The sequence below is a fragment of the Paenibacillus sp. fava2 genome, assembly GCF_058313675.1.
Map to the genome: position 1 here is coordinate 2,919,169 of NZ_CM177755.1, position 11,765 is coordinate 2,930,933.

At 51.3% G+C, this 11,765-nt stretch carries 6 protein-coding genes; all 6 read left to right on the forward strand.

Annotated features, from left to right (window positions below; all coding sequences use genetic code 11):
• Positions 1 to 382 precede the first annotated feature (382 nt).
• The 6 genes from AC4G46_RS12350 (at position 383) to AC4G46_RS12375 (ending at position 11,741) form a co-directional block, all read left to right on the forward strand.
• The gene (locus AC4G46_RS12350; protein ID WP_491128180.1) at positions 383 to 6,217 is read left to right on the forward strand and encodes an S-layer homology domain-containing protein; all 5,835 of its coding nucleotides are present in this window, start codon (positions 383 to 385) and stop codon (positions 6,215 to 6,217) included.
• A 384-nt stretch (positions 6,218 to 6,601) separates the two neighbouring features.
• Positions 6,602 to 7,420, forward strand: coding sequence for a DUF2935 domain-containing protein (locus AC4G46_RS12355; RefSeq protein ID WP_221802977.1), 819 nt, complete (start codon positions 6,602 to 6,604; stop codon positions 7,418 to 7,420).
• Between the two features lie 158 nt (positions 7,421 to 7,578).
• Positions 7,579 to 8,262, forward strand: a complete 684-nt coding sequence (locus tag AC4G46_RS12360) for a response regulator transcription factor (protein ID WP_491128181.1) — start codon at positions 7,579 to 7,581, stop codon at positions 8,260 to 8,262.
• Positions 8,263 to 8,281: 19 nt separating this feature from the next.
• On the forward strand, positions 8,282 to 9,685 hold the full coding sequence (locus AC4G46_RS12365; protein ID WP_491128182.1) for a HAMP domain-containing sensor histidine kinase: 1,404 nt from the start codon (positions 8,282 to 8,284) through the stop codon (positions 9,683 to 9,685).
• A gap of 2 nt (positions 9,686 to 9,687) precedes the next feature.
• Entirely contained in the window at positions 9,688 to 10,098 is a 411-nt protein-coding gene (gene flgB / locus AC4G46_RS12370) for a flagellar basal body rod protein FlgB (protein ID WP_491128183.1), read from the forward strand.
• Between the two features lie 131 nt (positions 10,099 to 10,229).
• On the forward strand, positions 10,230 to 11,741 hold the full coding sequence (locus tag AC4G46_RS12375; RefSeq protein WP_491128184.1) for a spore germination protein: 1,512 nt from the start codon (positions 10,230 to 10,232) through the stop codon (positions 11,739 to 11,741).
• Positions 11,742 to 11,765 lie beyond the last annotated feature (24 nt).

Sequence of the window (11,765 nt, forward strand, 5' to 3'; positions counted from 1 at the left end):
CGGATCGCCGGCTGCTCTTTTTTGGCGGCCCCCTCTTACATAGATTGAACTTGAAAATTTAAGTTATGGGAAAAGTGGCGGAGGGGAATTTTGGAACTGGAGGAGCAGTAGCGACCGCCTTTGTCTGCGGATTTCAACCGCGAGTAGCGGTACAATTGAAGAAATCTGCAGACAACAGCGGCCGGAAGTCCAAACATTCTCTGGAGTCACGGCCAATCCCAAAACATAAAGATCTTTAATTCAATCTATGTAGTTTGTTAAAAACGATAACTAAAATTTTACATAACTCTGATCCCCGCTTAATAAACGCCTCGTATACTTTTGAAAGTGTCGAAAATTGGAATTACGGGATTTAATAGACGATAACGGGGAGTGAGCATCTTTGAAAAGTCAACCAAGAGGTAAACGGTTATTCTCAGGCGTAATTGCCGGTACGCTGATGATGGGGGCAGTAACCCCGGGCAGTTTTGCTGCCGGGCTGGAGGAGCTGCAGGATCAGCAGACGGCCAGTATTCTTGATACGATCAGTGCAGAACCTGCTGCGCAAGAGCCGGAAGCACAAGCATCTGTCACTGCAGCAGTGTATGCAGATCCCGTACAGGCGGGCGGCCTGCTGATTACCGAGCTGGTGCCGGATACAGCCAACTTCAACAAGGCGGATGCCTATGAATTTGTTGAAGTGTACAACAATACCGACAGCGCAGTGAATTTCAAGGATTATTATTTCTTCTATAATAACAAAGACAATTGGAAGTACGACCAGGACGCTGTAATTCCCGCCCATGGCAGCATTGTCTTTTGGGTGATGAACGGTACGAACGAAGAGCTGACTGCGGATCAGTTCAACACTAATTTTAATGTGGCGCTGCAGGAAGGCGTAAATCTGTTCCGGATTAACGGCGGAGGCGGAATGGCCAACACGGCTGCACGCAATCTGCAGATCCGTTCCAGAGCGAATGATAAAACGATCATTTCCGCTACATATCAGAAAGAGCAGGTAAAAGAGAACAAGGGCATTATTTTTGCCTACCCGGCAGCGGGCGGAACGGATATGACCCTTCTGCCGGAATCCGGCACTATTGATGCTACACCGGGTACGGTTATCTCTGGCCAGCTTCCCGATAAAAATGTGCCCGGAGAAGAGCAGAAGCCGGTAATCAAGCATGTTCCGGTAACAAGCACTGATCCCTCCGATCTTGCGGTTCAGGCAACGGTCAGCAATCTGCAGACAGATGGCGATGCGGCTGCACCCGCGGTTGAACTCTTATACCGCACGGAATCGCAGCAGCGGGAAACGGTCGTAACCATGACCAAAGAGAGCGGCGATGTATATAAGGCAGTAATACCGGCTGCGGCCATGGAAGAACCGGAGCTGCACTATAGCATCCGCGTCAAGGACGTATCTGAAAGCTATTCAGTTCACGTGAATCTGCCGGAGTACAACAACGACACTGTACCGCCTCTGCTGATTACCGAGCTGCTGCCGAATTCCAGCAATGTCGCCGGGACAAGCACCGATGCGTTTGAATTTATCGAGGTATACAATAACACGGATCAGCCGGTCGATTTTAAAAATTACAAGGTGTATTACCGCTACCCCGATAAAGGAACGGCAGCTGATGTGAAGTGGCCGTCTACCGAAGAGAGCCTGATCATTCCAGCACAGCAGTCCGTGGTATTCTGGATCATTAACAGTGCGAACACTTCTTACACGGCCGATGATTTTAATGCGGCATTCCAGACGAATCTTGCGCTCGGCACCAATCTGTTCCAGATCAAAAGCGATGGCATGGCCAACTCCGGCCGCCGGGCTATCGTGATCAAGAGCAATACCGAAAAGGACATCTCCTCCGCTTATTACGATGCTGACACGCTTTACAACGGCGGCACGAAAGGCGATGAGACGAAGGAGAACAAAGCGCTTCTGTATAAATATCCGGTGAACGGCGCAGAAAAAATGCTGAAGATCAGCTCTGGGGCTGCTGCCCCGACTCCCGGTAAGGCCGATGCCTTCCAGGTACCGGCAACCCCGGTGCATGTTGAGCCTGATACTGTGCCTCCTACGGTTAACGATCTGACGGATGTTACTGAGATCGACCAGTCCAAGGGACTTGAGCTGAAAGCTTTTGCCGATGATGACAAGGATATTAAATCTGTAGAAGTCCACATTGCTAGCGACAAGAAGCCGGAATACGTCTCCTATAACCTGTCCCAGGACTATAACGATACGCTGTACCACCACAAGCTGTCCTCGGCTGATCTGATCGGCAGAACAGAGGTCCGTTATTATTACACAGTTTCTGACGGCACCAATATCACAAAGTCTCCAGTCTATACCGTAAAAATCACCGGCGGCCCCGACCGGTCGGCCCTCCGTCTGAATCTTAAGGAGGACAGCCTGGTCAGCGGCAAAGTTACTGTGAAGGGAACCTCTGCGACAGTTAAGCCTGAAGAGCTGGCCCTGCAAATTGACAGTAAGGCAGTGGCTGCTGAAGACACTTATGTCTCATTAGAAAATGATGCTTATTTCGTCTTCGATGCCAAAAATGTAGATTATTATTTTAAAAACGGAATTACGATGGGACCGGAGGAGCTGGGTGATGCCAGTATCCTGTATACCTTCATGGACCCGATTACTTCGTACACTACACTGTCTTTCCCGATTAAAGCGGCTGCCCTGAAGTCGGGCCCGGACAATACCATTTACATCCGTGCAGGCTCCAAGTCATCGCCGTTTGATCCGCGTCCGGAGGAGAACAAGGATGATTTTGAGATTAAAAATGTGCGTCTTCTGCTGGCGGACGGTACAGAAATCCTGGACCCTGCCTACGCTGAACGCGACAAAGAAATCAAAATGGGCGACAGCGCCGGCAAACACGAATCCATCGGGTTCCAGTTCAACCTGAACCAGGAGCTTCTGGAATCTAAGTCTTATGATTGGGATACTACTGCCTGGGCGGACGGGCCTCATAGCTTGTCGCTCTTACAGGGCGGAGAAAAGATTGAGTCATCTGTAATCGTAGACAATACAGCACCGGTGATCCAGCCGAACATTAAAGACGGAGAGACGTACCGCGGCCAGTTTGAAATGAAAGCTGATATTAAGGATCAGTACGCCGGAGTAAGCGAGGTTATTGTCAAGCTGGACGGTAAGGCGATCACGCTGCCGTATCAGACGAGCTCCGGCCAGCTGTCCGCAGGCGCGCATACCCTGCAGATCACTGCTGTGGACTACGCCGGCAACAAGGCGGAAAAAGCCGTGCAGTTCAAGGTGCCGGACGAGAATCCGCTTGCTCCGCAGCTGATCTCCCCCGCTCAGGATGCAACGGCTGCAGGAACAAGCCCTGAGCTGAAGGTGAAGGTGGAGGATCCTGCCGGTGACCGGATGGACGTAACCTATTATAAGGGCTTCAAGTATGACGGAGAGCGCGCGGAGCAGGGCTTCAGCGGCTACAAAAATGCTTCCGATACCGAGCCGCCCAAGCAGCAGGTGCCTGCTGGAGAAGCAGCCTTCACGAGCGAAGAATATTCAGCGATCAGCTCGGTGGACGGGCAATACCTCATCAACGATTCTGTAGAGCAGTTTCCTTATCAGCGTTACGAAATAAAGCTGGATGAGTCTGTGTCCGATACAGACCGTGTGGATGTGGAATGGAAGGGCAACTCTTTGCCGGGCCGTAAGGTCAGCCTGTATGCCTGGAGTCCTGAAGCGGGAAGCTGGAAGCTGCTGGACTACAAGATTGCCGGGGATACTGATTTTACCCTGGGCGCAACGGTGCTGGCAGGCGATTACAACCAAAAGAACAGCGTTTCTGTTATGGTGCAGGATGAGATTGCCAAGACAGACACTCCTGCTACGGTGACTGAAGATACCTACGATTATACCTTTGTATGGATGTCGGATACCCAGTACTATTCGCAGAGCTATCCTTACATCTATGAGAAAAATGTACAGTGGATCGCCGACAACAAGGACAATCTCAATGTGAAGTATGTTATCCACACCGGTGACCTGGTGGACAAGTCGTATCAGGAATACCAGTGGCTGGAAGCCGACAAAAACATGGCTGTTCTGGAGGATGCGGGCATCCCATACGGCGTCCTGGCCGGGAATCATGATGTCGGTCACCAGACGGGGGATTATACGGAGTTCTGGAAGTATTTTGGCGAGTGGCGATTTAAGAATCTCCCTAGCTATGGCGGTACCTACAACAATAATATGGGGCACTATGACCTGGTGTCTGCAGGCGGTAACGACTATGTAATCGTGTATATGGGCTGGGGTCTGGGAGATGAAGAGATCGACTGGATGAACGAGATCGTCGCCCGCTATCCGGAGCGCAAAGCGATTCTGGCATTGCATGAATATCTGCTGGTTTCCAATAACCGCGCACCGATTGCTGATCAAATCTTTGAAAAAGTGGTTAAGCCGAACAAAAACGTCATTGCGGCGTTGTCCGGCCACTACCATGATGCCGAGCTGAAGGTAGATCAGCTGGACGATAACGGTGACGGCGTGCCTGACCGCAACGTGTATCAGATGCTGGCCGATTACCAGGGTGCGCCGGAAGGCGGTCTCGGGTACATTCGTCTACTGCAGTTCGATACTGCAGGCAACAAGCTGCATGTGAAGACTTATTCGCCGTACCTTGACGACTACAATTACTACGATGAGCCGGAATATCCGGGCAAGGACGAGTTCACACTGGATCTGGATCTCCAGCCGGTGACCAAGCGCGTAGCGACTGACTACATCGGGGTAAAAGTGTACACCGGTCAGGAAATTGCTGCACAAAAGGATGTAGCCAGCGGTTCTGAAGTTACAGCAGTATGGAAATCTCTCAATCCGGACAGCTACTATCAATGGTATGTAAAAGCGGAAGATCAGCATTCCGGCATGGTGTTGTCTGATATTTGGGGCTTCAATACCGGCAAGCAGGAGGTTCCGGCAGAAACGCCAAAACCGGAAGTGACGCCGACACCTGAGGTGACACCGGCTCCGGAAGCAACACCGGCACCGGGCGGTGTGACCACACCGGCAACGCCTTCGCCGACGGCAACACCGGCTCCCGCCGTTCAGGGAAGCCTGACGCTGGAGAAGGACAGCGAAGGTGTTTATACGGCAGATCAGGCTGCGCTGAGCAAACTGGTTAATGAGTCCTCCGCAAACGGCGAAATTAACCTTGAGCTCAGCGGTGCACAGGGACAAGCGAAGCTGCAGCTGGATGCTTCTGCGCTTAAGCTGGCTGTAAGCAAGCAGGTTGCGCTGCACATTTCAGCTGCCGGCATGGAGCTGTCTATCCCGGCGGGCTCATTGCCTGAACTGACAGACGGTACACAGTCCGTTCTGCTTAACGTGGATTCCTCTTTGACAGATGCCCTGAAGCAGACGGTTCGGTCCGCAGGCGGCAGCACAAGCGAATTCAAGGAGCCGCAGGCAGTGATCACACTGGAATTGAGTACCGTTAGCAATGGTACTCCAACAGCGGTTCATCAGCTGAAGGGCAAAGTAACGGTAACGATTCCGCTGTCTGAGCAGCAGCGCAGTGCCATCGATTCCGACTATGCCGGCGTGTACTACTTGAACAATGGCCAGCTGGAGTACATGGGCGGCGAGCTGAAAGCTGGCGGTTTTGAATTTACAACCAGCCACTTCTCCACCTTTGCTGTCGCGGAGTATCACAAGCAGTTCAGTGATACTGCAGGCCATTGGGCTGAGAGCTACATCTCCAGGCTGGCTGCCAAGCATGTCGCGACAGGCGTCGATGCTACGCATTACCAGCCGCAGGCCGGATTAACGAGAGCGGACTTTGCAGTGCTGGCCGTTCGCGCACTGGGCCTGGAAGCAGCGGGAGCAGGCACCTTTACGGATGTAGCTGCCAATGCTTATTACGCAGCATCTGTTGCTAAAGCGGCTGAGCTCGGCTTCATCCAGGGTGCAGGCGGCAAGTTCCGGCCGCAGGATGAGATTACTCGCGAGGAGGCAGCTGTTATTCTTAGCAGAATGCTGGAATATAAAGACGGAGCTCAAGCAGTGGCTTCTGCTGCACCAAGCTTCAAGGATGCAGCTGACATTGCTGCATGGGCAGCGCAGGCAGTCGGCGAGCTGCAAGCGAAGGGCCTGCTCAGCGGCAAAGCCGATAACCGCTTTGACCCGCAGGCCGGGGTTACGCGTGCGGAAATGGCTAAGCTGTTGTACAGCTTTATGCAGCTGTAGGATTACAGGTTTTGAAGCAGACCGGAAGGGTTCCGGTCTGCTTTTTCTATTTAGTTGGATTTTTGCCACTTATTTAAAGGGTTTTCCTGTGTTTCATATCATTAAGTGGAAAATTGCTACTTAAATCAGCCCGAAACCCCCTGTAGACGCATAAACAGAGCAATTAAGAGTCCTTTTTCCAACTAGAATCCCCTCCCCTGTAACTATTCAAAGAAATAGTAGGCGATTTTCCACTTAGTTTGATTAGAAGCGAACAGCTGGTCAGACGGACGAACATAACAAAATAGTTTTGGAAACCTGCTGGTCTGCTATACATATAGCCAAGCCGGCTCCCGTATATTTTCTAGGTAGCTTAAATCCGGGAAATATACAGGAGGGATTCAATTGTCCGATCCTTTTGTAGTCCGATCACTGGAAGAGACGCGGTTTTGGTCGCGTATCATGAAGGAGCATTCACTGTTCCTGCGGCTGGGATTCCGGTGTGAAGACACACAGTTAATCAATGAGGCCAGTCAGTTTCAAGCCATCTTTGAGGAAATCGAGCGGAAGGCTTATACGTTTACTGCAGACACAGATCCGCAGACGATCAGGGCATTCAATGTTGAAGTTCATACGGCGGTAAGCCATATTTGGGTATTCAAAAGAAAGGTGCTCGGACTCATCCTGCAGTGCAAGCTCCCCGGCCAGAACAATTTTCCGCTGCTGGTCGATCATGTGAGCAGGGAAGCCAATTATTTCCGCAACCGGCTGGAGGAGCTCAATAACGGCACACTTGAACCGCTGCATGATGCAATCATTGATGAGAATGTGTTTTTCCTGAGAATTATGGCCGATCACGCCAAGTTTATCAGCCACCTGCTGGATCCTTCCGAGCGCAAGCTGGTTGAGCAGGCCAGGGAGTTCAGCCATGATTTTGATACCCTGATGTTCCAGGCGATCGATCTGAGCTCAATGCGGCCGCAGTCTCAGACAGTGCCTCTGCTCAGCCAGTTTGTCGATGAGAATAAGGTGTCGGTTGAATCCCTGCGCGACTTCAAAAAAACAGCCCGCGATCTGATTGCGGAATGCCGGATCAAGAGCATTATTCATCCGCTGCTGGCTGATCATGTGTACCGGGAGGCGGAGCATTTCCTGTTCATCCTGGATATGTTCGAGAAATCGTTAACGGGAGCCAAGATCAATAAGCGGGAAATTTTGTTCTGACGGGGCCCGTCAGGAAGGCAGATCTGTCCGTAACGGGAGGTCTGTCTTTTTTTATTAATTGCGGATTATGAAAAAAATTTCATTTACCATTAAGCGCCGCGTTATTTTAACAGGTTATAATGAGGTGAGTAAGTGATGTCGGTATTGGAGGCCTAAGGATGCGCATCCTGGTTATTGAAGATGAGGAAGGGTTGTCCGATTTTATCATACTGGAACTGAAGCATGAAGGTTATGAGGCGCAGCCGGCCTATGATGGAAGAGAGGGGCTGGAGCTGGCCCTGAGCGAGGACTGGGACATCATTCTGCTTGACCTTATGCTGCCGAATCTGAACGGAATCGAAATTTGCCGGCGTGTGAAGGCAGTGAAGGATATCCCGATTATCATGATTACGGCAAGAGACAGCGTGATGGACCGGGTCATGGGACTTGATACAGGCGCTGATGATTATATTCCGAAACCGTTTGCCATTGAAGAGCTGCTGGCCAGGATCAGGGTGATTGCCAGAAGGGCAGAGAAGCTGGGCAGTCAGCCGCCGATGGTGCTTACGTTCAAGGATCTGGAGCTGCATATCGAGTCCAGAATGCTGAAAAAGGGCGACCGGTGGATTGAGCTGACCAAGAAGGAATACGAGCTGCTGTTTATTTTGCTGAAAAATATCAACCGGGTGTTAACCAGGGAAATGCTGGTCGGACAGGTCTGGGACTACGATGTCGGGATCGAAACCAATGTGGTTGATGTCTATATCAGGCATCTGCGCAACAAGCTGGACACCGCCAATAAGGAAGAATATATACAAACGGTCAGAGGAATAGGATATTTAATACGGGATGATAAAAGTTAAAAGACTCTCACTCAGAAATATGAATATCAAGTGGAAGCTGACCCTGTGGGCGGCTGTTCTGATGCTGCTTCTGTTTCTCTCCTATAATCTGCTGCAATTTACTGTGATCCAAAACTGGGTCAACAATCACGAAAAAGAAATTATCCGCAATAATATGCACGAGGTCGTTGCTTATCTGCAGGATTTTGAACCGGGGCGCGATCTTACGGACAGCGGGGATTATCTGAAAATACTGAACGAGCGCTATCAGCTCATCCGCATTGTTGACGGAAATGATTCTCCCATTCTCACCATATCGGATAAAGTTCCGGAGCACTGGGTGCAGCCCGAATATGTTACGTCCGAGGAGCTGCTGGAAATCTCGCCGGGCGGAGATACGCTGCTAATCTACAGACAGCCTCTGGAAATCAGCGGATTCCGCGGTTCCGTAGAAATTGTACGCAATCTTGAAAATTTCGAAAGCCTGATTAATCTGATCACTACGCTGTTCATCATTACAGGCTTTGTAGCTATTATACTCAGTCTGATCGGGGGCCGCCTGATCTCGTTCCAGCTGCTGAATCCGATCAATTCCATGATCCGGACGATGCGGAGGATCAGGGAAAACGGGCTGAAGGAACGCGTTCAGATCAGCAACCAGCAGGATGAGATGACAGAGCTCTCCCTGATGTTCAACGAGCTGATGGACAGCCTGGAGCAATCCTTCCGTCAGCAGCAGCAGTTTATTGAAGATGCTTCGCATGAATTAAAGACACCGCTCTCCATTATCCATGGACATCTTTCGATGATCAAACGCTGGGGCAAGGATGATCCGGAGGTTCTGAACAGATCGATTCAACTGAGCCTGAATGAAACGAACCGGCTGATTCAGATGGTCTCCGAGCTGCTGATTTTGACCCGGGCCAACCATTCCGCTGCCATTGCAGAGTATTCTCCTGAGAATATCCGGGTGAAGCAGGTTATCGGGGAAATCATTGAAAATTTCAAGTTTGTGAACCCCGAATTCAGGATGCTCACCAGGCTGGAGATTAACGATGATTGTGTGCTGCCTGTGCAAAAGAACCATTTCCAGCAGATGATGATTATTATTTTGGACAACGCGATGAAGTACACCAGAGAACAGAAGGAGATCCGGGTCACTGCGTCGGCGGAATCCGGCTGCTTAGCCATTTCGGTCATGGATTACGGTATGGGCATACCGGAAGATGAACTGAAGCTGGTCACCAACCGTTTCTACAGAGTGGATAAGGCACGCAGCCGCAAGCATGGAGGCAACGGGCTCGGACTGGCTATTGCCAAACGGTTAATGGAAGGCTACGCCGGAGAGCTTCAGATCGAAAGTGTGTACGGGGAATGGACGAGGGTAACGCTGAGGTTTCCCCGCAAAAATGAGCCGGCAGCCGGCAGCGGAAAGGAGGTGTAACCTTGATCGAGAGCAATTCTTCCAGACTTAATGAATCCTTTTTACAGATACTCAACGTACGGCACCAGACGATCGCCGAGAACATTGCCAATGCAGACACGCCCCATTATAAGAAGAAAACGGTGGTGTTCGAAGACGAGCTCAGACGGGCAATCAGCAGCGGGTCAAGGGATGACCTGGAAATCAGGCAGACCCATTCCAGGCACTTTGGAATTAAAGATAACAATGCTTCCCTGATCCCTTATCAAATTGTCCGCAGCACGGATACAGCGATGAACAATAACGGCAACAATGTGGACATGGATCTGGAAATGGCAAATCTGGCGGAGAATCAGCTGATGTATAACTATATGGCCGATAAGGTCAGTGGTCACTATACGAAGATAAGGGATATGCTGCAAAATTTGAAGTAGTTGTGATGTCTGAAAGAGTGCAGACCGCGGGATGCGGCTGCGCTCTTTTTTTATTTGGGTTGGCTGAAAATGCCTGTCTGGGCGCATAATTCCCCCATTCCCTGCAAATACCAACCATGGGGGGATGGCACATGAAACAACAGACAACATTCAGTAAGCGCGAGGAGCCGGAAATGCTGTCTCCGGACCTGTCATTCAATATAGAGCGGATGAAGCTGGAATTCCTGAATTGCTCGGATATTATGTACCGCAACTGCAGCATCGGCGGACTGGACCGGGCCACGCTGATCTATGTGGATGGGATGTGCGATGTCCTGGCCGTGGATGAGTTTGTGCTCCAGCCGCTGTTTGAGCATTTCCGCAGCAGCTCCAGGGTGGATGAGTCCCGGAAGGCGGAGCTGAAGGAGATCTTTATTCCATCGCTCAAAATCAGCATGGCGTATGAGACACAGCAGGTTATCCAGGCGGTCCTGCGCGGGGAAACCGCTGTTTTTACGGAGGGAAACGCCTTTGTGCTGCTGGCCGATCTGGTCAAGATGGAGAAGCGCGCGATCGAGGAAGCCACTTCGGAAAAGGTCGTCCGCGGACCGCGGGATGCATTTATGGAGGCGATCCGGACCAACACCTCCCTGCTGCGGCGGCGGATCCGCTCCTCCAGTCTGAAGCTGGAATGCATGACACTGGGCAGGCTGACTGAAACGGAAGTCGTGATCGCCTACATGGAGGGCATTGTCAAGGAAGACCTGGTTAAAGAGGTGAGAAGCCGTCTGCAAAAAATCGAGCTTGACGGCATTATCCATTCCAGCAATATCGAAGAATATATCGAGGATAATGTGTTCTCGCCCTTTCCGCAAATCCAGAATACAGAGCGGCCGGATGTAGCGGTCTCCAGCCTGCTGGAAGGTAAAGTTGTTATCATCACGGACAATACGCCCTTCGTGCTGATTTTGCCGATGACGTACTGGTCCGGGCTGCAGGCCGTCGATGATTATACGGACAGGTATATCTACGCTACGTTTGTGCGCTGGATCCGCTATACGTTTGTCCACATTTCACTACTGCTGCCGTCACTGTATGTGGCATTGACCACTTACCATCTGCAGGTCATTCCGACACCGCTTGTCGTCAGCATTGCCTCAGCCCGTGAAGGTGTGCCGCTTCCAGCTGTAATAGAAGCGCTTATTATGGAATTTATCTTCGAGGGCCTGCGTGAGGCCGGCATCAGGCTGCCACAGCAGGTGGGTCCGGCGGTCAGTATAGCGGGAGCCCTTGTAATCGGGCAGGCGGTAGTAGCTGCAGGAATCATCTCTACACCGATGGTCATCATCGTTTCACTGACGGGGATCGCTTCCTTCGCATTTCCGGTCTATAACCTGGGAACAGCCTACCGGATGCTGCGTTTTCCGCTGCTGGTCGCCGCAGGCGTATTGGGCTTCTACGGAATTGTATTATTTCTCATCGCCCTGTCCGTGCATATGGTAACGCTGAAGCCTTTTGGGGTTCCTTATATGGCGCCTTATGCGCCCATGTCAATCCGTAATCTGAGTGATGTGCTTGTCCGGGCGCCCAAACCCAAAATGCGCTGGCTGCAGCCCTGGCTGGCGCGGGGCAGGACCGCGCGTTTCCCCAAACGCAACAAATAACAGGCAGGAAAGGGAAGCTGGCTT

Coding starts and splice junctions, on each gene's coding strand:
- AC4G46_RS12375 (WP_491128184.1), top strand. CDS start 10,230: ATGAAACAACAGACAACATTCAGTAAGCGCGAGGAGCCGGAAATGCTG.
- AC4G46_RS12360 (WP_491128181.1), top strand. CDS start 7,579: ATGCGCATCCTGGTTATTGAAGATGAGGAAGGGTTGTCCGATTTTATC.
- AC4G46_RS12365 (WP_491128182.1), top strand. CDS start 8,282: ATGAATATCAAGTGGAAGCTGACCCTGTGGGCGGCTGTTCTGATGCTG.